20 protein-coding genes are annotated in these 21144 nt (G+C 54.5%); 9 read left to right on the plus strand and 11 right to left on the minus strand.

Going from position 1 to position 21144, the window contains the following annotated elements:
- The first annotated feature begins 281 nt into the window (after positions 1-281).
- The 5 genes from GEAM_RS15830 (at position 282) to GEAM_RS15850 (ending at position 5311) form a co-directional block, all read left to right on the plus strand.
- Positions 282-1259, plus strand: a complete 978-nt coding sequence (locus GEAM_RS15830; protein ID WP_034793285.1) for a TRAP transporter substrate-binding protein — start codon at positions 282-284, stop codon at positions 1257-1259.
- 55 nt (positions 1260-1314) lie between these two features.
- Positions 1315-1827 carry a TRAP transporter small permease gene (locus GEAM_RS15835; protein WP_034793287.1) on the plus strand — a complete coding sequence of 171 codons (513 nt, stop codon included), beginning with the start codon at positions 1315-1317 and terminating at the stop codon, positions 1825-1827.
- A 25-nt stretch (positions 1828-1852) separates the two neighbouring features.
- On the plus strand, positions 1853-3145 hold the full coding sequence (locus GEAM_RS15840; RefSeq protein ID WP_034793289.1) for a TRAP transporter large permease: 1293 nt from the start codon (positions 1853-1855) through the stop codon (positions 3143-3145).
- A gap of 156 nt (positions 3146-3301) precedes the next feature.
- On the plus strand, positions 3302-4498 hold the full coding sequence (gene metC / locus GEAM_RS15845) for a cystathionine beta-lyase (protein ID WP_034793586.1): 1197 nt from the start codon (positions 3302-3304) through the stop codon (positions 4496-4498).
- A 120-nt stretch (positions 4499-4618) separates the two neighbouring features.
- On the plus strand, positions 4619-5311 hold the full coding sequence (locus GEAM_RS15850; RefSeq protein ID WP_034793291.1) for a DedA family protein: 693 nt from the start codon (positions 4619-4621) through the stop codon (positions 5309-5311).
- Between the two features lie 48 nt (positions 5312-5359).
- Here GEAM_RS15850 and GEAM_RS15855 read toward each other — a convergent pair whose 3' ends face one another.
- Complete coding sequence (locus tag GEAM_RS15855) at positions 5360-6286, minus strand: AraC family transcriptional regulator (protein ID WP_034793293.1); 927 nt, start codon at positions 6284-6286, stop codon at positions 5360-5362.
- Positions 6287-6508: 222 nt separating this feature from the next.
- Here GEAM_RS15855 and dkgA point away from each other — a divergent pair, with 222 nt between their 5' ends.
- Entirely contained in the window at positions 6509-7330 is an 822-nt protein-coding gene (dkgA, locus tag GEAM_RS15860; RefSeq protein WP_034793295.1) for a 2,5-didehydrogluconate reductase DkgA, read from the plus strand.
- Between the two features lie 67 nt (positions 7331-7397).
- Here dkgA and ftsP read toward each other — a convergent pair whose 3' ends face one another.
- The 3 genes from ftsP to parC form a co-directional block, all read right to left on the minus strand.
- The gene (gene ftsP, locus GEAM_RS15865; RefSeq protein WP_034793298.1) at positions 7398-8813 is read right to left on the minus strand and encodes a cell division protein FtsP; all 1416 of its coding nucleotides are present in this window, start codon (positions 8811-8813) and stop codon (positions 7398-7400) included.
- 72 nt (positions 8814-8885) lie between these two features.
- On the minus strand, positions 8886-9629 hold the full coding sequence (locus GEAM_RS15870) for a 1-acylglycerol-3-phosphate O-acyltransferase (RefSeq protein WP_034793300.1): 744 nt from the start codon (positions 9627-9629) through the stop codon (positions 8886-8888).
- Positions 9630-9854: 225 nt separating this feature from the next.
- Positions 9855-12128 carry a DNA topoisomerase IV subunit A gene (gene parC, locus GEAM_RS15875; RefSeq protein WP_034793302.1) on the minus strand — a complete coding sequence of 758 codons (2274 nt, stop codon included), beginning with the start codon at positions 12126-12128 and terminating at the stop codon, positions 9855-9857.
- A gap of 330 nt (positions 12129-12458) precedes the next feature.
- Here parC and GEAM_RS15880 point away from each other — a divergent pair, with 330 nt between their 5' ends.
- Entirely contained in the window at positions 12459-13046 is a 588-nt protein-coding gene (locus tag GEAM_RS15880; protein ID WP_034793303.1) for an NAD(P)H-dependent oxidoreductase, read from the plus strand.
- Between the two features lie 48 nt (positions 13047-13094).
- The gene (locus tag GEAM_RS15885) at positions 13095-13400 is read left to right on the plus strand and encodes a putative quinol monooxygenase (protein WP_034793304.1); all 306 of its coding nucleotides are present in this window, start codon (positions 13095-13097) and stop codon (positions 13398-13400) included.
- A gap of 93 nt (positions 13401-13493) precedes the next feature.
- On the opposite strand, the gene GEAM_RS15890 is transcribed toward GEAM_RS15885, so the two are convergent.
- From GEAM_RS15890 to nudF, 7 genes are all read right to left on the minus strand, one after another.
- A complete protein-coding gene (locus GEAM_RS15890; protein WP_034793305.1) occupies positions 13494-14069 on the minus strand; it encodes a TetR/AcrR family transcriptional regulator in 576 nt (191 codons plus the stop codon).
- Positions 14062-14460 carry a hypothetical protein gene (locus GEAM_RS15895; protein ID WP_034793306.1) on the minus strand — a complete coding sequence of 133 codons (399 nt, stop codon included), beginning with the start codon at positions 14458-14460 and terminating at the stop codon, positions 14062-14064. Before GEAM_RS15895 ends, GEAM_RS15890 begins: the two co-directional genes overlap by 8 nt.
- A 222-nt stretch (positions 14461-14682) precedes the next feature.
- On the minus strand, positions 14683-16578 hold the full coding sequence (gene parE / locus GEAM_RS15900) for a DNA topoisomerase IV subunit B (protein ID WP_034793307.1): 1896 nt from the start codon (positions 16576-16578) through the stop codon (positions 14683-14685).
- A 137-nt stretch (positions 16579-16715) separates the two neighbouring features.
- Positions 16716-17297 (minus strand): esterase YqiA, encoded by a 582-nt coding sequence (gene yqiA / locus GEAM_RS15905; protein WP_034793308.1) that lies wholly within the window; start codon positions 17295-17297, stop codon positions 16716-16718.
- Positions 17294-18124, minus strand: coding sequence for a 3',5'-cyclic-AMP phosphodiesterase (gene cpdA / locus GEAM_RS15910; RefSeq protein ID WP_034793309.1), 831 nt, complete (start codon positions 18122-18124; stop codon positions 17294-17296). Before cpdA ends, yqiA begins: the two co-directional genes overlap by 4 nt.
- Before the next feature lie 27 nt (positions 18125-18151).
- Positions 18152-18577 (minus strand): DUF1249 family protein, encoded by a 426-nt coding sequence (locus tag GEAM_RS15915; protein ID WP_172468499.1) that lies wholly within the window; start codon positions 18575-18577, stop codon positions 18152-18154.
- Positions 18577-19209: an ADP-ribose diphosphatase gene (gene nudF, locus GEAM_RS15920; RefSeq protein ID WP_034793310.1), complete on the minus strand. Its 633-nt coding sequence runs from the start codon at positions 19207-19209 to the stop codon at positions 18577-18579. Before nudF ends, GEAM_RS15915 begins: the two co-directional genes overlap by 1 nt.
- Positions 19210-19436: 227 nt before the next feature.
- On the opposite strand from nudF, the gene tolC reads away from it, so the two are divergent.
- Entirely contained in the window at positions 19437-20972 is a 1536-nt protein-coding gene (gene tolC / locus GEAM_RS15925) for an outer membrane channel protein TolC (protein ID WP_034793311.1), read from the plus strand.
- Positions 20973-21144: the final 172 nt, after the last annotated feature.

Genomic DNA, 21144 nt, shown 5'->3' on the forward strand with positions numbered 1-21144 from the left:
ATTAAAAACCACACAATCTTACCGAGTTCACACTTTCAGAAAAAATTCACACCGAAATCAACAGACTGCCGCCAGATTCAAACATTAAAACAATGTTTTAAATATTAAGTAATGACATTTCAAAACTGTTTACACTTTGTGATAACGCTCAAATAACCGACAAACCTAATCGGGTATCTTGCTTGTGAAGACATAGACCGGATACCGGCAGTCTTCGTGCAGGTCATTCAATTCCCTCTTTTTTGATGTTCACTTTTACTGAGTACCCTGGAGACAAACTGATGAAAATGCAGCAAGCACTTCTCAGCCTTTGCCTGAGTTCCGCGACCCTAGTTTTTAGCCACAGCCTGCTGGCGCAAACCATTAAAGCCGCCGATGTCCATCCGCAGGGCTATCCCAACGTCGTCGCCGTGCAAAAAATGGGCGAAAAACTCAAACAACAAACCGATGGCCGACTGGAAATTAAAACCTTCCCCGGCGGCGTACTGGGTGATGAAAAGCAGGAGATTGAACAGGCGCAGATTGGCGCGCTGGATATTATCCGCGTCTCCATGACGCCGGTGGCCTCGATTCTGCCTGAGATTAACGTCTTCACCCTGCCTTACGTCTTCCGCGATGAAGACCATATGCACAAGGTGCTGGATGGCAAAATCGGGAAAGAAATTGGCGACAAGATAACCAACAACCCAAGCTCCAAGCTGGTGTTCCTCGGCTGGATGGACGGCGGCACGCGTAACCTCATCACCAAACAGCCGGTAGTGAAGCCGGACGATCTGCACGGGATGAAAATCCGCGTTCAGGGCAGTCCAATTGCGCTGGCTACCCTGAAAGCCATGGGCGCCAACCCCGTCGCCATGGGGGTGAGTGAAGTGTTCAGCGGCATGCAAACCGGGGTGATTGACGGCACGGAGAACAACCCGCCGACTTTCGTCGCTCATAACTACATGCCGGTGGTGAAAAACTACACCTACAGCCGCCACTTCATCATTCCTGAGCTGTTCCTCTACTCGAAAGTGAAGTGGGACAAGCTGTCCAAAGACGATCAACAGCTGATGCTGAAGCTGGCCAAAGAGGCGCAAGACGAGCAGCGCCAGCTGTGGAAAGCCTATAACGACGAGTCTTTGGCGAAAATGAAAGCCGGTGGCGTGAAGTTTTACGACATCGACACTCAGCCTTACTTCAAAGCCACTCAGTCGGTGCGTGACGAATTCGGCAAAGGTCATGAAGACCTGATGCAGCAAATTGCCGACGTTCAATAACTTGAGATGAGGCAGCCGGTCTGCCTCGTTTTTTGCGCACCCTTGGGGAGGTTTTATGCTTTCTAGCTATCAACGTCTGATGGACGTTCTCTACATTTTCGCCATGTGGCTGGCGGGCATCGCCCTGCTGTTTATGGTCGCCGTTATCCCCATCGGCATTTTCGCCCGCTACGTGCTCAATAGCGCCCTGTCGTGGCCGGAACCCATCGCCATTATGTGCATGGTGACCTTCACCTTTATTGGTGCGGCGGTGGCCTATCGCGCCGGTTCGCACATCATGGTGGCGATGGTGACCGACCGCCTGCCGCCCGCCTTGAAAAAATTCTCCGCCCTGCTGGCCGACATCATGATGCTGGCGATCAGCCTATTTATCTTCTGGTACAGCCTGCTGCTGTGCAGCGAAATGTGGCATCAGCCGGTGGCTGAGTTCCCGCTGCTGACCGCCGGGCAGACCTATCTGCCGCTGCCAATCGGCTCCGCGCTCACCGTGCTGTTTATCATTGAGCAGATTTTTGCCGGCCCTCAAGGCCACCGTCCGGTGGTGCAAATGGGTAATTCTGAAGCCTGATAGCCCTATTCTTGGAGACGACATCGTGGATGCATTAATTTTACTCTTAACGCTGGGGGTAATGCTGGCCATCGGCGTGCCGGTGGCTTACGCCGTGGGTTTGAGCGCCGTCGCGGGCGCGCTGTGGATTGATTTGCCGCTGGAAGCCTTGATGATCCAGCTGACCAACGGCGTAAATAAGTTCTCACTGCTGGCTATTCCGTTCTTTATTTTGGCCGGGGCTATCATGGCGGAAGGCGGCATCGCGCGCCGTCTGGTGAGCTTCGCGTACATCTTTGTTGGCTTTATTCGCGGCGGGCTGTCGCTGGTGAATATCGTCGCGTCCACCTTCTTCGGCGCGATCTCCGGCTCTTCGGTGGCCGACACGGCCTCCATCGGCTCGGTCATGATCCCGGAGATGGAGAAGAAGGGTTATCCGCGCGACTTCGCGGCGGCGGTGACCGCCAGCGGCTCGGTGCAGGCCATTTTGACGCCGCCTAGCCATAACTCAGTGATTTACTCGCTGGCGACTGGCGGGACGGTGTCGATTGCCGCGCTGTTCATCGCCGGTATTCTGCCGGGGCTGCTGCTCAGCCTGACACTGATGGTGATGTGCGTGGTGTTCGCCCATAAACGCGGCTATCCGAAAGGCGAGCGCGTGCCGTTCAAGCAGGCGCTGAAGATCTTCGTCGACACCCTGTGGGGCCTGATGACCGTGGTCATCATCATGGGTGGCATTCTCAGCGGCGTTTTCACCGCCACGGAGTCCGCCGCCATCGCCTGCCTGTGGTCCTTCTTCGTCACTATGTTTATCTACCGCGACTACAAATGGTCTGAGCTGCCAAAACTGATGTACCGCACGGTGAAAACCGTCAGTATCGTGATGATTTTGATTGGTTTTGCTGCTGCCTTTGGTGCCGTGATGACCTACATGCAGCTGCCGATGCGCATCACTGAGTTCTTCACCAGCATTTCGGACAACAAGTATGTGATTCTTATGTGGATCAACATCATGCTGCTGCTGATCGGCACGCTGATGGATATGGCGCCAATCATCTTGATCCTCACCCCGGTGCTGCTGCCGGTCATCAACTCATTGGGCATTGATCCAGTGCATTTCGGCATGATCATGCTGGTGAATCTGGGGATCGGGCTTATCACACCGCCGGTGGGCTCGGTGCTGTTTGTCGCCAGCGCGGTGAGTAAGCAGAGCATTGAGAAAGTGGTCAAAGCCATGCTGCCGTTCTATCTGGTGCTGTTCGCCGTGTTGATGATGGTGACCTATATTCCGGCTATTTCCCTGACGCTGCCGAAGCTGTTTGGGGTCTACACCGGCTAACCCGCGTTGCAAAGAGGCTGAAATTTTCTCATACATGCAGGCAAAACCTGATCCAGCCTAATCATCATGTTAAGTTAAAGAAAAAGGCTCGTGCCGCAAGGCACGAGCTCAAAAACACTAACAGGGTGAACAGGCATCATGTCTTCCAAGAAAGCCATCTCTTCCAAAAAAATTGAAACCACGTTGGTCAGCGCCGGGCGCGACAAAAAATACACGCTGGGCTCGGTCAATGCGGTTATCCAGCGCGCCTCTTCTCTGGTGTTTAACTCGGTAGAAGAGAAGAAATTTGCCACCAAGAATCGCGCCAACGGCGAGCTGTTTTATGGCCGTCGCGGCACCCTGACCCACTTCTCATTCCAGCAAGCCATGGTCGAGCTAGAAGGCGGCGCGGGCTGCGTGCTCTACCCTTGCGGCGCGGCGGCGGTCAGCAACGCTATCTTGTCGTTTGTCTCCACCGGCGACCACATTCTGGTTGCCAGCTCGGCCTATGAGCCGACGCAAGACTTCGCCGAAAAAGTGCTGCGCAAGCTTGGCGTCAGCACCACTTATTTCCCGGCAGATATCGGCGAAAACCTTGGCTCCCTGATGCAGCCAAACACCAAAGTGGTGTTCCTCGAAGCACCGGGTTCGATCACCATGGAGATGCCGGACCTGCCTGCGATGGTGCGTGCGGTTCGCGCCGTGTCGCCAGAAGTCATCATCATGATCGACAATACTTGGGCGGCGGGCATTCTGTTTAAAGCGCTGGATTTCGACATTGATATTTCCATTCAGGCGGGCACCAAGTACATCATCGGCCACTCCGACGCGATGATTGGCACCGCCGTGGCCAACGATCGCTGCTGGGAGCAGCTTCGCGAGCACTCTTACCTGATGGGCCAAATGGTTGATGCCGACACTGCTTACGTCGCCAGCCGTGGCCTGCGTACCTTGGGCATCCGCCTGCGCCAACACGAAGAGAACAGCATTCGCGTGGCCCAGTGGCTCAGCCAGCGCCCGGAAGTGGCGGTGGTCAATCACCCTGCGCTGCCGGGCAGCAAGGGCCATGAGTTCTGGAAGCGTGATTTTACCGGCAGCTGCGGCCTGTTCTCCTTTGTGCTGAAAGATCGCCTGAACGACCAACAGCTGGCTGAATACCTCGATAACTTTGAGCATTTCAGCATGGCCTATTCGTGGGGCGGCTTTGAATCACTGATTTTGGCTAATCAGCCGGAAGAGATTCAGGCCATTCGCCCGGCGGAAACCGTGGATTTCACCGGCACCTTAGTGCGTCTGCACATCGGGCTGGAAAACGTTGAAGACCTGATTGAAGATCTGGACGCGGGTTTCGCACGTATTGCCACTTCAGCGTAAGGATTGCGACAGAAGGCGCAGTTTTGTGTGCTTTCTGTCTATTTCAGATCAACCCACCGGGTGCGGATCTGCGTTACACTAGCCACGTTGTCGTTTTTCAGCACTCTGACAGGACAGACTATGGCAGTACTTATCGATATCCTTCATGCACTTTGGCAGCATGACTTTAGCGTTCTCGCCGATCCGAAGGTTCTTTGGGTGGTGTACGCCGTCTTATTTATTACTCTGTTTCTGGAAAATGGCCTGCTCCCTGCTTCTTTCCTGCCGGGTGACAGCCTGCTGCTGCTGACCGGCGCGCTGGTGGCGCGTGGCGTGATGAGCTTTGTGCCAACGCTGATTATTCTGGTGGTGGCGGCAAGCCTCGGCTGCTGGCTGAGTTACCTGCAAGGGCGCTGGCTGGGCCACACCAAAGTGGTGCGCGGCTGGCTGCTGCAACTCCCCACGCACTACCACCAGCGGGCGCATCAGATGTTTATCCAGCATGGTTTAACCGCGCTGCTGGTGGGACGCTTTCTGGCGTTTGTCCGCACCCTGCTGCCGACCATGGCCGGTATTTCAGGTCTGGGTAACACCCGCTTCCAGCTGTTCAACTGGCTGAGCGCGCTGCTGTGGGTCGGCGCTTTAGTCACTTTGGGATACGCCCTGAGCCAAATCCCGCTGGTTAAGCGCCACGAGGATCAGGTAATGGCCGGGCTGATGATTCTCCCGGTGCTGTTGCTGGTGATTGGCTTGGTCGGCGGGCTGCTGGTGATTTGGAAAAAACGCAAATGCCGGAGTGCCGCCTGCTCCGCAAAAACAAAACCCGCCGAGTAGCGGGTTTCTTTTTATTTATCGCCAGTCATCTGTGGCAAATCGCCTGCTTTAACCAGCAAGCGTCTCGGCCAGCGGCAGCGCGTTATTCTCCCGCGCGCGAGCAATTTCATCACTCGGCGTCACGCCAAAGTAGCGTTTAAACTCACGGCTGAACTGCGACGCGCTCTCATACCCCACGCGCAGTGCGGCGGCGCTGGCTTTCAAACCGTCATACATCATCATCATCCGCGCCTTGTGCAATCTGTAGGTTTTCAGATATTGCAGCGGCGAGGTGCTGGTGACGGCTTTGAAGTTATGGTGGAAGGCCGACACGCTCATATTCACTTCGCTGGCCAGCAGCTCCACGCTCAGGTTCTCGGCATATTGCGCCTCAATGCGGCGCAGCGCTTTGGAGATCTGGCTGAAGTGGGTGTGGCGATTCACCAGCGCCTGTAGCGCCCCGCCGTTGTCGCTAGTCAGCACCATGAACAGGATTTCGCGAATGATCTGCGGGCCGAGCACTTTAGCGCGCAGCGGCTTTTCCATTGAATCCAGCAGGCGTTCGGCGGCGCAAAGAATGTCTTCATCCAGCACGCCAGAGCTGATGCCCGAAGATTGATCCTTCTGGCCGGAAAAACCGGCTTCTTCCATATCCATCAGTAAATCTTGCAGCATCACGGTGTTAATACTGATCTGGATCCCGGCCATTGGCTGCTCGGCGCTGGCGAAGGTTTCACACTCAAACGGCAGAGGCACTGTGAGCATCAGGTAATTTTTCGGGTCATAAGAGAAAGTGCGCTTACCCAGATACCCCACCTTGCTGCCCTGAAACAGAATCACTATTCCGGGGTTGTAGAGCACGGGCGTGCGCGGGTGGTGCTTCTCGGCATACATCAACGTGACCTGCGGCACTGTCGAATGGTGGAGAAACTTATCGTTACTCATCCGCGCAACCTGTGCCGCCAGATTCGAGCAAAGACTTTCAACATATTCCATTCTGACCTTCCTCATTTTCAATGATCCGGCATTGATTCTGCCACGCGCGCACAGCTTTCTACAGCCGCCAGTAGAAACAGGCAAGCCTTAGGCAGAAATGGGCATCACTTAGTGACATCTGAAACCAGCAGAACCAAGGTTAGCTGCTAGGCTTTATGAACGCATGATAAATACTGAAGTCAAAGTAGTAGCTAACTTAGTTAAACCCGTAAGGAGAAACTCATGGCAACGCAACCCAACATCAAGCTTCACGATGGCAACAAGATGCCGCAGCTCGGACTCGGCGTATGGAAAGCCAGTAACGAAGAGGCAAGCAATGCTGTGACGACGGCCATCAATACCGGCTACCGCCACATTGATACAGCCGCTATTTATAAAAACGAGGAAGGCGTCGGCGAAGCACTGAGTGGCATCAAGGTGCCGCGCGAAGAGCTGTTTATCACCACCAAACTGTGGAATGACGATCAGCTGCACGCCGAGAAAGCCCTCGAGGAGAGCCTGAAGAAGCTGCGCCTCGACTACGTGGATCTCTATTTGATCCACTGGCCGAAGCCGGACGAAGGCAACTATGTCGAAGCCTGGAAGCAGATCCTTAAGCTGAAAGAGCAAGGTCTGGCGAAGAGCGTCGGCGTGTGTAACTTCAACATTCCGCATCTGCAAAAGCTGAAAGACGAAACCGGCATCTTCCCGGTGGTGAACCAGATTGAGCTGCACCCCATGCTGCAACAGCGCCAGCTTCACGCGTGGAATGCCACCCATAATATCGCGACCGAATCTTGGAGCCCGCTGGCTCAGGGTGGCGAAGGGGTGTTCGATCAGGCATTGATCCAGAAACTGGCCGAGAAATATGAGAAAACCCCGGCGCAGGTGGTTATTCGCTGGCACCTCGACAATGGTTTGATTGTTATTCCTAAGTCAGTGACGCCAAAACGTATTCATGAAAACTTCGACGTGTTTGATTTCAAACTGGAAAGAGAAGAACTGGCGGAGATCGCCAAGCTGGATCTGAATAAACGCTTAGGCCCAGATCCCGACACCATGTAACTTAGCCAAGCTCAAAAGCAAAAACCCGCCGAGGCGGGTTTTTTGTTATCTCGAATCAGCCCGCAGGTTACATCGACGGGGTTGAGAGCATTTGGCCGGTTGAGCCGCGATCGGCCATCTCCAGCGTGCCGCTCTGGTAGAGGAACGGGAAGTGCTCGAACGACGCCTGATTGAAGTACACCAGCAGCTCCACGTCGCCATCCACCCACACCGTGTCTTTAAAACCGGCATCTTCCACCAGCGGCGCGGCGCCGTTGACGCTTTTCACCAAGAAGGAGACGCCCTGCACGGTGAAGGACTGCGGCAGGTCGGCGTGGATATTCCAGCGCTCCCACGAGCCTTGCTGCACCGTGGTATCAATGCGATTGATGTCCCAGATGGAGCCGTTAATGCCCGGCTGGCTATCGCCCAGACGGAACTCGCGGGTGCGCGCCACGCTGCCGCCAAGGATCTGGTCAGCCAGCAAGCGCATCGGCAGGTTGTCGGTCACCAGCGGCAGCAGGCCGGTCGGTTTTAATGTCAGCACCAGCGTGGAAACCAGAATGCTCGACGGCTCGAACAGGCCGCGAATACGCTGCATCACGCTCGCCGCTTCACCGGCGGTGATCGACACTTCATCGCCTTGTGACATATCAATCAGCACTTCGCGGCGCTCGCCCGGTGCCAGCGACAGGCGCTGCACGGTGACCGGCGCAGGCAGGAAGCCGAGGTCAGAGCCAATCACGTGGAACGCGCGGTTGTCGGTCATGCTCAGTTCATAGCGACGGGCATTGGAGGCGTTGAGCAGGCGCAGGCGCACCCAGCCGCGTGATACTTCGACATACGGGCTTTGCACGCCATTTACCAGCATGGTGTCGCCAATAAAACCGCCGGAAGATGGCATGTCGTACTGCGGCACGCCGAAGTTATCCAGACGCTTGTCTTGAATGATAATCGGGAAGTCATCCACGCCGTAGTGGTTCGGTAACGGCAGGTTTTTACTGAATTCGTCTTCCACCAGCCACATGCCCGCCAGCCCGTTATAGACGTGCGGCGCCATGCGATTTGGCGTGTTGGCGTGATACCAGCAGGTCGCAGCGGCCTGACGGATTGGCAGTACCGGGGACCAGTCGACGTTGGGCGAAATCATGCGCGCCGCGCCGCCGGTCAGGGTGCCGGGCACCTGCAAGCCGCTGACCGTCATCGAGACAGATTCCGACAGGCGGTTGCTGTAGATAAGCTTGACGTCGTCGCCGCTGTAGACTCGCACCGTCGGCCCGAGGTACATGCCGTTAAAGCCCCAAACCGGCGCTTTATTGCCGCCGAGGAAGGACCAGTGCGCAGCTTGCATGGTCAGAAACAGCGGCTGACCGCGACGGGATTCGATAAGCGGAGGAACGGGTAAAACAGGCTGCGGTCCATTCGCATTTGCCCTCAGTGGCAACGCGCCCGCGGCCAAAGCCACGCCGGTTGCTTGCAGGAATGAGCGACGACTGAGTGACATATCTTCTCCATGAAAACAAAATCAAAGCTGTGTAAATCGCCTGCTGCCTTCATTGGCGGCAGGCGGAAAGGTTTATTTTTTGGCTTTTGCGGCGGCTTCGCGCTGGGCAACTTCAGCATCCAGCTCGGCAATTTTATCCGCCATGATCTGATGGCAGTGGTTTGACAGCTCGCGCAGGCGCTCTTTGCCGTACTGGGAGGTATCCACCGGCGGCAGCATTTCGACAATCACCAGACCGTTTGACCAACGGTTTAATTTAATTTTATTGCTGGTGTTGGAAACGCAAATCGGCACGATCGGCACACCGGCTGAAATGGCCGCGTGAAACGCACCGGTTTTGAACGGCATCAGGCCACGACCGCGGCTACGCGTGCCTTCCGGGAACATCCAAATCGAAATATCTTTCTTGTTGATGTGATCAACCACCTGCGAGATGGTGCCGTGCGCTTTGGCGCGGTTATCACGGTCAATCAGCAGGTTGCCGGTCAGCCAGTACAGTTGGCCAAAGAACGGGATCCACACCAGACTCTTTTTACCCACGGTCACCGTACGCGGCTGCACCACGTTGGAGGCGGTCACCATGTCGTAGTTGTTCTGGTGGTTAGCAATATAGATGCACTTTCCGTAGTGCGCCGCTTCGTCTGGAATACGTTTTTCAACGGTAATACCCAGCACCGGGGCGAGGCGCCCGAACATATGGCCAAATGTCGCCACGTGTTTTGGATTTCGCGGGCTAAACAGGCAATAGACACAACCCAGAATACTCAGCAGAATCGAATAAAGAACAACGATGATCAGACGCAAAATAAATAACATAACATCCTCTTAAGCATACAGCCGAAGCAGGCAAGACGTCTTGCGGCTCCCTTCCCTCTGCGCCGGGCTATTCTCAGGCCTCAGCCAGCATGACACAACGGTTTTGTTGATACATTTGTAAAATTTTTGCGCTAGGCAACAACTTCAAAATCGCGGAGTTTTACAAAGCATTCAGGGCACAAAGGTGCCCTGAATAATTCAGCATTCACTGACGGCTTAAGCGAGTTACTCTTCGCTGTTACCTGCTGATTTTACTACCGGGGAATCCACTTCAACGCGGTCGATGCGCTGCAAGCCGCGCGGTAACAGGGTTCCTTTACGGCCACGTTCTGCGCGGAATTTCTGCAACTCTTCCGGACGCAGGGTCAGTTTACGCTTACCGACGTACAAGGTCAGCGAGGTTTGAGGTGCTAACACCAGCAACCACACCAGCTTGTCTTCGCCCGACGCGGCCTGTGCCGAAGGAATTGAAACAATTTTATTACCTTTACCCTTCGACAGCTGTGGCAAGTCAGCAACCGGGAACAGCAGCATACGACCCGCCGCGGTGATAGACAGCAGCATGTCGTCTTCGCCGTGCAGCTCGATTGGTGGCAGCGCCTTGGCGTTGTCCGGCAAGGTGATCATCGCTTTACCCGCGCGGTTACGCGCCACCAAATCGTTGAAGGTACAGACGAAGCCGTAGCCCGCGTCCGACGCCATCAACAGTTTCTGGTCGTCAGCGGCCATCAACACTTGTTCAATAGTAGCACCCGGCGGCGGTGTCAGCTTGCCGGTTAATGGCTCGCCCTGCCCGCGCGCCGATGGCAGCGTGGTTGGGTCCAGCGCATAGCTGCGCCCGGTGGAGTCGATGAACACCACCGGCTGGTTACTCTTACCTTTGGCGGCGGCGCGGAAGCTGTCCCCCGCTTTGTAGCTTAGCCCGCTGGCGTCGATATCATGGCCTTTCGCACTGCGCACCCAGCCCATTTCGGACAGGACGATGGTCACAGGTTCGGAAGGCACGAAGTCGTGCTCGCTCATGGCTTTGGCTTCTTCGCGCTCGGTAATTGGCGAGCGGCGGTCGTCGCCATAAGCTTCGGCATCGGCCTGAATCTCTTTGCGAATCAAGGTGCTCAGCTTGCGCTCGGAACCCAGCAGCGCTTGCAGTTGGTCGCGCTCTTTCGCCAGTTCATCCTGCTCGCCGCGGATCTTCATCTCTTCGAGTTTTGCCAAGTGGCGCAATTTCAACTCAAGGATGGCTTCGGCCTGCGTCTCACTCAGCTCGTAGCGCGCCATCAGCACCGGCTTCGGCTCATCTTCGGTACGAATGATATGAATGACTTCGTCGATGTTGAGGAAGGCAATCAGCAAGCCTTCAAGGATATGCAGACGCTTCAGCACTTTATCGAGGCGGAAGTTCAGACGGCGACGCACCGTTTCGCGGCGGTAGTCCAGCCATTCGCGCAAGATCTCGACCAGCCCTTTCACCGACGGACGGTTATCCAGACCAATCATGTTCATGTTGATGCGATAGCTGCGTTCCAAATCGGTGGTGGCGAACAGGTGGTTCATCACCTGATCCAGATCCACACGGTTGGAGCGCGGCACGATAACCAGACGCGTCGGGTTCTCGTGGTCAGATTCGTCACGCAAATCTTCAACCATTGGCAGCTTTTTGTTGCGCATTTGGCTGGCGATCTGCTCCAGCACTTTCGCGCCAGAAACCTGATGCGGCAAGGCGGTGATCACCGCGCTGCCATCTTCTTTATTCCACACGGCGCGCATCCGCACCGAGCCTTTGCCGGACTCGTAAATTTTACGAATTTCGTTACGCGGGGTAATGATTTCGGCTTCGGTTGGGAAGTCCGGACCCTGCACAAATTCCAGCAAATCTTCCAGCGAGCTGCCCGGTTTTTCCAGCAGCGCAACGGCGGCAGCAGCCACTTCACGGATGTTGTGCGGAGGAATGTCCGTCGCCATACCCACGGCAATCCCCGTGGTGCCGTTGAGCAGGATATTCGGCAGACGCGCAGGCAAGGTTTTTGGCTCTTGCATGGTGCCGTCGAAGTTCGGCACGTAATCCACGGTGCCCTGACCCAGCTCGCGCAGCAGAACATCGGCGTATTTCGACAGACGAGATTCGGTATAACGCATGGCGGCGAAGGACTTCGGATCATCCGGTGCCCCCCAGTTCCCCTGACCATCCACCAGCGGGTAGCGGTAAGAGAACGGCTGCGCCATCAGCACCATCGCTTCATAACAAGCGCTGTCACCGTGCGGGTGATATTTACCTAATACGTCACCGACGGTACGGGCCGATTTCTTGAATTTAGCGTTGTTATTCAGGCCAAGTTCGGACATCGCATAAATGATTCGGCGCTGAACCGGCTTAAGGCCGTCACCGATAAACGGCAGCGCGCGGTCCATGATCACGTACATGGAATAGTTGAGATAGGCGTTCTCAGTAAACGTGTGCAGAGCTAGGCGCTCTGTCCCGTCATGAGTTATTTCGCTCATTATGTTTCATCCTCAAAACCGTGGCGTGATGGTTTCTATATTTAGAAAGCTTACGCTCGCGGGCGTGCCACGAGGCAATAATGTTGGCGATAGTACATCATCCGGCGCATGGCTGTCACAGCCACTCTCTTTATAGACAGAATTACAAAACCTGCGCGCCGAAGGCTGCACGGCTGGCCGAGCGATAAAAGGGCATTAAATGATAAAAACAGGCAGGTTCGCGCTGGTTTATTGCATTTTAGTCCATAGTCTTGTGCTGTAGCGCACATTTTTCTCAGGCCAATGCTTCAGTAAACTGTTGGACAACAGTTTACCAATGAGGCAGTACTTATGAGCAACATTTTGATTATTAACGCAGGTAAAACCTTTGCCCACTCAAAAGGCGCATTGAACATTAGCCTGACCAAACTCGCCCACTCCGTCCTGACCGAAGCCGGACACGACGTGCGCGTGACTACCCTTGAAGATGGTTATGACATCCAGACCGAGATCGAAAGCTACCTGTGGGCCGATACCGTGATTTATCAGCAGCCGGGCTGGTGGATGGGTATGCCGTGGACGCTGAAAAAATACGTCGATGAAATCTTCACCGAAGGCCACGGCAAGCTCTACGCCAGCGATGGTCGTACTCGCTCAGATGCATCGCAGAAATACGGTTCAGGCGGCCTGCTGCAAGGTAAAAGCTACATGCTTTCCCTGACCTGGAATGCTCCGCTGGAAGCTTTCGAAGATAAAGAGCAGTTCTTCCACGGCGTGGGCGTTGACGGCGTGTATCTGGCGCAGCACAAAGCTAACCAGTTCTTGGGGATGCACGGCCTGCCGACCTTTATCTGTAATGACGTGATCAAACAGCCTGATATCGACGGTTATTTTGCTGCTTACCGCGCACACCTTGAAAATGTGTTTGGTCGCGCATAGTTTAGAGGTTCATTGAGAAGCCTGTCAGGTTTCAAACAAGAGGTTGTTATGATCACTGTTATTGCCGAAATCATCATGAAACCGGGCCGCCGCGACGCGGTGCTGGAGAAGATCAACGCCCTGCTGCCAAGCGTGCTGGCCGAAGAGGGTTGTCACCGCTACGATCCTTTCACTGATTTCAACGGCCAGATCCCGTGGCGCAAAAGCGCACCAGATTCTGTTTTCATGGTTGAAGAGTGGGAAAGCTTGGCGCATCTGGAAGCCCACCAGCAGGCTGCGCACATGAACAAACACCGCGAAAACATCAAAGCTGACGTACAGGATGTGGTGATCAACATCATCGAAAAAGCCTGATCAAGGGCTGGCGCTAGCTGCAGCTTTTAGAAGCATCGCTGAAGATTGAAACAGAAACGCCGGAGCGGCAAAGCCCCGGCGTTTTTTATTGGCTCATTGCACCAATGTGGCTTCGTTCAGTAGCGCCAGCGCGCCCTCTGCGGCACTCGCCATCAAGGACTCATCTTGAAAACTTCGCGCCAGCACGTATCCGCCCTGTATCAGCGCGGTTAAAGAAACAGCGAGCGTCGCGGCGTCCAGCCCTGCTTTAAAGGTGCCTTCCCGCTGGGCCTGTTTCAGGCATCGCTCGATATGTCCCCGCACCGCGGTGAAATAAGCGGCGACGGGCTGGCGCAGCTCTTCCTGCTCAATGGAAGCCTCACTGACCAGACGCCCCAGCCTGCATCCCTGAAAGACATTACGTTTGAACAGCAGATAATCCCGAACAGCTTGCAGAGGCGATTTTGCAACAGCAAAAACCTCTTCAAGGCGCGCGACCTCTTCTGCCGCCGAGGCTTGCAGCGCCTCCTCGGCAATAGCCAGTTTGGAAGGGAAATGGTGATAGAGGCTCCCCGGCCTTGCCGCGCTGCGCTCTTGAATGCTGCGTGGCGACATGGCCTCGTACCCTACTTCCCACAGTAGCTCCTTGGTGGCCTCGACCAGTTGATCGCGTTTGGAAGCTTTAGGCATGCTGAGTTATTCCTGATGCATTGGATTGAGGTGGAAAGCGCGGAAAATGCGGCTCAACCTCTTGGAAGATATAAAGAATATCCTGAGGGGCGAGCTGGAATCGCTCCGCAAACAGCCGGGTGGACTCTCTGGCAATAATGTCTGCGGTGTCCGCAGGTTTACCTCTGGAGATGATAACGTCCACTATCATGAAGCGCGCGGATCTGTTGTTGCTGTAATCAGGGAAGCGAGGATCGATATACAAATCCTCAGCGCCTACCTCATAAAAACGGTGAAAAAGATCTTCAGGAGGATAACCCGCAGCCACCTGCGCCTCTATCATGGCCTGAGACAAACCGGCTTTATCACTAGCACTAAGACCACGTTGAACGGTGAAAGTCACAAACGGCATTTTCTATCTCCTGATCACAGATCAAACGATCGCGCTGATACTTTGAGGATGAGTTTATGTCTTCAATCTACAATTTGACCTACTAGTCGGTCAAATTAAATTGTGTGAATAATTAGCAATAAATGATCGGAAGATTTGGGGGAGTTTTGGGGAAATGTTAAGTACGTTAGCCTGCGATCGGTTCACAGGCTAACGTGAGGAAAAGATGACTTAAGGCGCAGATTACACGTCTAACTCGGCGGTATCGCCTTTCTCCTGCAGCCAGTTGCGACGGTCTTCAGAACGCTTCTTGGCGAGCAGCATGTCCATCATGCGCAGGGTTTGATCGACGTTTTCTTCGTCGATGGTCAACTGCACCAGACGGCGCGTGTTAGGGTCGAGCGTGGTTTCGCGCAGTTGCAGCGGGTTCATCTCACCCAGACCTTTAAAGCGCTGGACGTTAGGCTTGCCCTTCTTACGCTTCAGCTGCTCCAGCACGCCCTCTTTCTCCTGCTCGTCGAGGGCGTAGAACACTTCTTTGCCCAAGTCGATACGGTAGAGAGGCGGCATTGCCACATAGACGTGGCCGCCGCGCACCAGCGAGCGGAAGTGTCGGACAAACAGCGCGCACAGCAGCGTGGCGATGTGTAAGCCGTCGGAGTCCGCATCCGCGAGGATACAGATTTTGCCGTAGCGCAGCTGGGTCAAGTCTTCACTGTCCGGATCGATGCCGATCGCCACCGAAATATCATGAACTTCTTGCGAAGCCAGCACTTCGTCGGAAGAGACTTCCCACGTGTTCAGGATCTTACCTTTCAGCGGCATGATCGCCTGATATTCGCGATCGCGCGCCTGTTTGGCGGATCCGCCTGCCGAGTCCCCTTCCACCAGGAAGAGTTCGGTCATGTTCAGATCCTGCGACGTACAGTCGGCCAGCTTGCCCGGCAGCGCGGGGCCGCTGGTCAGCTTCTTACGCACCACTTTCTTGGCGGCGCGAAGACGGCGCTGGGCGCTGGAAATACAGAGTTCAGCTAGCTGCTCGGCGGCCTGCACGTTCTGGTTCAGCCACAGGCTAAAGGCATCTTTCACCACGCCTGACACGAAAGCCGCGCACTGGCGAGAAGAGAGGCGCTCTTTGGTCTGACCGGCAAACTGCGGATCCTGCATTTTCACCGAGAGCACGTAGGCACAGCGTTCCCAGATATCTTCCGCCGACAGCTTCACGCCGCGCGGCAGAATATTGCGGAATTCACAGAACTCGCGCATGGCGTCGAGCAAGCCCTGACGCAGACCATTGACGTGGGTACCGCCCTGCATGGTTGGGATCAGGTTGACGTAGCTTTCTGCCAGCAGTTCGCCACCTTCCGGCAGCCACAGCAGCGCCCAGTCAACGGCTTCCACATCACCGGCGAAAGCCCCTACGAAAGCTTTTTCAGGCAAGGTGATCAGGCCGTTTACCGCTTCCATCAGGTAGTCAGTCAAACCATCTTCGTAGCACCAGCGCTGCTCGGTATTGTTCACTTTATCTTTGAACAAAATCTCAACGCCCGGACAGAGTACGGCTTTGGCTTTTAATAAATGGCTAAGGCGGCTGACAGAAAAGCGCGGGCTGTCGAAGAAGCTGACGTCCGGCCAGAAATGGACGCTGGTGCCGGTGTTGCGCTTACCGCAGGTGCCGGTGACGTGCAGATCCTGCACTTTGTCGCCGTTCTCAAACGCCATTTCATAGACTTCACCGCCGCGTTTCACCGCCACTTCGACGCGCGTCGACAAGGCGTTGACCACGGAGATCCCCACGCCGTGCAGGCCGCCGGAGAACTGGTAGTTTTTGTTGGAGAATTTGCCGCCTGCGTGCAAGCGACAGAAAATCAGTTCAACTGCGGGCACACCCTCTTCCGGATGAATGTCCACAGGCATACCGCGCCCGTCGTCGATAACTTCAAGGGATTGATCCGCATGGAGGATCACTTCAATACGGCGCGCGTGGCCGGCTAAAGCTTCATCGACGCTGTTATCGATGACTTCCTGACCCAGATGGTTTGGTCGGGTGGTGTCGGTGTACATGCCGGGACGACGACGCACCGGTTCAAGACCGCTGAGGACCTCTATGGAATCCGCGTTATAAGTTGATTGGCTCATCGTTGAATATTCGTGGCTCATAGGTTGGTGGGCTAACGTGGGCTAACGATAGTATAAATAAGTCTAAAAGCGTGTGTTGGGCCGATGCCCACGGGCGGCGAGTCAGCAAAAACCAGAAGATGCTTCGCTCTGAAAGGTTAGTCTGACGCCAGCCCCAGGAAATCAACAATCGGCGAAAAATAGCGTTCGAAGCCGACAAAGCTATGATTTCCCTCAGGTTCGACCGTTTGCCGACACGCAGTGTAATAGGCCACGGCCTGACGGTAATCGAGGGTTTCATCACCCATTTGCTGGAGCAGCCAGAGTAAATCCGGGGACTCCAGCGGTTCAACCTGCATGACTTTCAGGTCGTAAACGTGGCGTGACTCTAACACATATTGCTGCCCGGTGTAGGGGTTCTGATTCTGCCCAAGGTAGTCGACAAGCAGCTCATAGGGCCGCACGGCGGGGTTCACCACCACCGCAGGGACGGTGAAACACTGCGAAAGCCACGTGGCGTAATAACCGCCGAGAGAAGAGCCCACGATACCTAACTTGCGCCCGGCTTTTTGCATCACCAGCGACTCAAGCTCTTCCGCCGCTTCTGCCGGAAAAGGAGATAACTGCGGCACCACCATCTCAATATGAGGATGTTGTACCGCCAGCCAATCTTTCAATAAGGTCGCTTTTGCCGAGTTGGGAGAGCTATTGAAACCGTGCAGGTAGAGTAAGGTACTCATTCGTAGCCTTCCGAATCGCTATCCGGTCGGAACTCATCGCTTTCAATGCGCATAACCTGTGTTTCCACACGGCCGTCTGGATAGAGATCGAGATAGCGCCAGCCCGGTGCCGCGGTATCAATGGCGAAATTAGTGCAGTGAGGCTTGAACTGTACGCAGGTCGAAGGCGTGGCGTACAGGCGTTTGCCGTGCCAATCGAGATCCAACTCTTGGTGGATATGGCCGCACAGCAAGGTATTCGCTTTCGGATAGCGCGCCAGCACCTCGGCCAGCATATGGGCATTGCGCAGGCTGTGTTGATCCAGCCACGTGCAGCCCGACGGCAGAGGGTGATGGTGCAGCATAATCAGCGTGAAACGGTCTGGATTCTGCTGCAAGCAGCGCTCCATCCATTCCAACTGGTGATCGCTAAGATGACCATGGGGAACGCCGAACACTTGGGTGTCGAGCAAAACGACCTGCCAATGATCCCCTAAAAGAAGCTGCTTCGACGGATGAATGCCTTCTTCAAGCAACGCATCGACCATGGCTGGCTGGAAATCATGGTTTCCCGGCAGCCAAACGCAGGGGGTGGACAGCTCATTAATGCCGCGCGCAAAGTGATGATAGGCATCCAGGGATTGGTCCTGTGCCAAATCGCCCGTGGCGGCAATGATGTCGATGCCACGGTTCTGCGCCTTGATGGCGTCCAGCACGGCGCGATAGCTGCGGAAAGTATTCACTCCCAGCAACGTTTCGTTCTCACCGGCGAAAAGATGGGTATCGGTAATTTGCAGAATTCTGACTTTGGCCCCATTAACCAAAGGCAGTGTAAACAGGCTTTCCAAGTCGTATCCTTTGTAATTGAAGTCTGTCTAACAAACCGGAACGGCCATCGCTCCATGCGCAAGGCAATAACGCAACCAGTCCGCAAGGAACTGGTTAATTTGATGCTTTTCGTCACGCTGATGCAACTTTTTATTAGGATAATCATAGCGTGCTTTGAAGCGAAAGATCTGCTGGGTCGAACACACTTCCGCAACCATGGCGTCATGGTAAAGACGCACGGTGAGCGAAGGCAAGCTCCAATAGCTCACCGCAGGGGCAGTCTGTTCGATTTCAACCAGCGTGGTGTAACGCGTAGACTCGGTGATGGTCAGACGGTAGGTTGCGCTACTCACCTGATAAGTCGCCGTTTCGCCCACTTCATCGTTACGCGGCATCAAACGACGTAGTTGTGCGAAATTGGTTTCACACAATCTCATCATTTCAGGGAAATCAGGGGTATAGCGCTTCATCATTAGTTGGACCACTCTTTTCGCAGGGATTCATGGTGCAGGGCCAGCCATTGAAGTGCAATAACTGACGCCGCATTGTCGATTACTCCTTCCTCCACCCAGCGATAAGCCTGTTCACGACTTACCACATGCACGCGGATGTCCTCATTTTCGGCAGCAAGGCCGTGAATTCCCTGTGCTGTTGTCGCATCAACTTCGCCGACCAAAATCGACAAACGTTCGCTGGTTCCACCCGGGCTCGCGAGGTAACTCAGCGCGGGTTTGCAGCGACCGACAACAATATTAGCTTCTTCCAGCGCTTCGCGCCGGGCGACATCTTCGACCGTTTCGCCGGGCTCAATAATACCGGCGACCATCTCCAGAAGCCAAGGGGTATCACTGGAATCAATGGCTGGGATACGAATCTGTTCAATCAGCACCACTTCATCACGTTGTGGATCATAGGGCAATAAGACGGCGGCGTGCCCACGCTCAAAAACTTCGCGAACCACTTCATGACTCATTTCACCGCTAAATAAGCGGTGGCGGAAGCGATATGCAATGATTGAAAAAAAACCTTTATATCGCGTCTCACGTGCAATAATTTCTACATCATCTTTGCCGAAAGTAACGGGTGAACCCTTCGTTTGGGACATAATGCTGTTTCCTTATTACCTTTTGCTGACAAATTATCGTCATTTGAGGTCAATTTGATGAAATTGCGCTAATAATAATCAGGCACGTTTGTGGTAGATTTGTACCACTTTGGCTGAGAAGGCACGTAAAGCCACTCAGTCCTTCTGCCAGTCTCTGCTAGAATCCGCGTCTATTGGTATTTTGACAGCGTCACCATAACAACATTGCTGCACAACAAGGAATGCAAATGAAGAAACTGCTCCCCCTTCTAATCGGACTGAGCCTGGGCGGCTTCAGCGCGATGAGCCAGGCTGAAAACCTGATGCAGGTCTACCAGCAAGCCAGGGAAAGTAACCCGGATCTGCGCAAGTCCGCAGCCGATCGTGATGCTGCATTCGAAAAAATTAACGAAGCTCGCAGTCCTTTATTACCGCAACTCGGATTGGGTGCGGATTATAACTATACCAACGGCTACCGTGATGCGAATGGTGTTAACAGCAACCAGACCAGCGCGTCTCTGCAATTGACCCAGACCATTTTTGACATGTCAAAATGGCGTGCCCTGACCCTGCAAGAAAAAGCAGCCGGTATTCAGGACGTTTCTTTCCAGGTTGATCAGCAGAAACTGATCCTGGACTCGGCGACAGCCTATTTCAACGTGCTGAGCGCGATTGATTCCCTGTCCTATACCGAAGCACAGAAACAAGCGATTTACCGTCAGTTAGACCAAACTTCGCAACGTTTTAATGTAGGTCTGGTGGCGATCACCGACGTGCAAAACGCCCGTTCACAATACGACACCGTGTTGGCGAACGAAGTGACTGCCCGAAATAACCTCGATAACGCGCTGGAATCCCTGCGTCAGGTTACCGGTGTTTATTATCCGCAGCTCTCTTCTCTGAATATCGATAACTTCAACACTCAGCGCCCACAACCGGTTGCTGGCCTGTTGAAAGAAGCTGAAAACCGCAACTTGAGCCTGCTGTCTGCCCGCCTGTCTCAAGACTTGGCGCGTGAGCAAATTCGTTCCGCCCAAACCGGTCACATGCCAACTATCGATTTGACCGCGTCAACTGGCGTTAGCAACACCAAATACAACGGTTCTAACACCGGCGAGTCAGCCAGCACCCGTGATTCCGATGCTGGTCAGAACAAAATTGGTCTGAGCTTCTCTCTGCCACTGTACAGCGGCGGCTCGGTGACCTCTCAGGTGAAACAAGCGCAATACAACTTCGTTGGCGCTAGTGAGCAGTTGGAAAGCGCGCATCGTTCAGTGGTTCAGACCGTGCGTTCTTCCTTCAACAACATTTCTGCGTCAATCAGCAGCATCAACGCTTACAAACAAGCCGTTGTTTCTGCACAAAGTTCTTTAGACGCGATGGAAGCCGGTTATCAGGTGGGTACCCGTACTATCGTTGACGTGTTGGATGCCACCACGACCCTGTACAACGCCAAGCAACAGCTCTCTTCTGCGCGTTACACTTACCTGATTAACCAGCTGAACATTAAGTCTGCGTTAGGTACGTTGAACGAGAATGACCTGCTGGCACTGAACGGCACCTTGGGTAAAGCTATCCCAACCACGCCAGAAGCCGTAGCTCCAGAGAACCCACAGCAAGATGCTTCCGCTGACGGTTATAACGGCAGCCAGACCGCCGCAGCTCCGGCCGCGAAACGCGTTCAGGCAGAGAAAGTCAGCTCCCCTGTGGTAAACCGCACGCCGGCTAACTCAGGCAGCAGCACTTCCACCACCAAGAAAAGTGGCAATCCTTTCCAGAATTAATCTGGTTTTAAAGGGAATACCCCATTTTTGCGATAAGCGGCCTGAAAAGGCCGCTTTTTTTTGCCTATGTCACAGCCTTTCGTAAAGTCTCGTAACAATTGCCCCTGACTGCTTTAACATTAACCGTCTTTACCCTATTCTTACGCACTACTGGGAAAGGGGCGAAAAAGCC

Origin of the sequence: Ewingella americana ATCC 33852 (assembly GCF_000735345.1) — a bacterium.
GTDB classification, from domain to species: Bacteria; Pseudomonadota; Gammaproteobacteria; order Enterobacterales; family Enterobacteriaceae; genus Ewingella; species Ewingella americana.

Bases quoted from the DNA above. Each gene is read 5' to 3' on its own strand.
- GEAM_RS15830 (WP_034793285.1), top strand. From the start codon at position 282: ATGAAAATGCAGCAAGCACTTCTCAGCCTTTGCCTGAGTTCCGCGACC.
- GEAM_RS15835 (WP_034793287.1), top strand. From the start codon at position 1,315: ATGCTTTCTAGCTATCAACGTCTGATGGACGTTCTCTACATTTTCGCC.
- GEAM_RS15850 (WP_034793291.1), top strand. From the start codon at position 4,619: ATGGCAGTACTTATCGATATCCTTCATGCACTTTGGCAGCATGACTTT.
- GEAM_RS15855 (WP_034793293.1), bottom strand. From the start codon at position 6,286: ATGGAATATGTTGAAAGTCTTTGCTCGAATCTGGCGGCACAGGTTGCG.
- dkgA (WP_034793295.1), top strand. From the start codon at position 6,509: ATGGCAACGCAACCCAACATCAAGCTTCACGATGGCAACAAGATGCCG.
- ftsP (WP_034793298.1), bottom strand. From the start codon at position 8,813: ATGTCACTCAGTCGTCGCTCATTCCTGCAAGCAACCGGCGTGGCTTTG.
- GEAM_RS15870 (WP_034793300.1), bottom strand. From the start codon at position 9,629: ATGTTATTTATTTTGCGTCTGATCATCGTTGTTCTTTATTCGATTCTG.
- parC (WP_034793302.1), bottom strand. From the start codon at position 12,128: ATGAGCGAAATAACTCATGACGGGACAGAGCGCCTAGCTCTGCACACG.
- GEAM_RS15880 (WP_034793303.1), top strand. From the start codon at position 12,459: ATGAGCAACATTTTGATTATTAACGCAGGTAAAACCTTTGCCCACTCA.
- GEAM_RS15885 (WP_034793304.1), top strand. From the start codon at position 13,095: ATGATCACTGTTATTGCCGAAATCATCATGAAACCGGGCCGCCGCGAC.
- GEAM_RS15890 (WP_034793305.1), bottom strand. From the start codon at position 14,069: ATGCCTAAAGCTTCCAAACGCGATCAACTGGTCGAGGCCACCAAGGAG.
- GEAM_RS15895 (WP_034793306.1), bottom strand. From the start codon at position 14,460: ATGCCGTTTGTGACTTTCACCGTTCAACGTGGTCTTAGTGCTAGTGAT.
- parE (WP_034793307.1), bottom strand. From the start codon at position 16,578: ATGAGCCAATCAACTTATAACGCGGATTCCATAGAGGTCCTCAGCGGT.
- yqiA (WP_034793308.1), bottom strand. From the start codon at position 17,297: ATGAGTACCTTACTCTACCTGCACGGTTTCAATAGCTCTCCCAACTCG.
- GEAM_RS15915 (WP_172468499.1), bottom strand. From the start codon at position 18,577: ATGATGAAGCGCTATACCCCTGATTTCCCTGAAATGATGAGATTGTGT.
- nudF (WP_034793310.1), bottom strand. From the start codon at position 19,209: ATGTCCCAAACGAAGGGTTCACCCGTTACTTTCGGCAAAGATGATGTA.
- tolC (WP_034793311.1), top strand. From the start codon at position 19,437: ATGAAGAAACTGCTCCCCCTTCTAATCGGACTGAGCCTGGGCGGCTTC.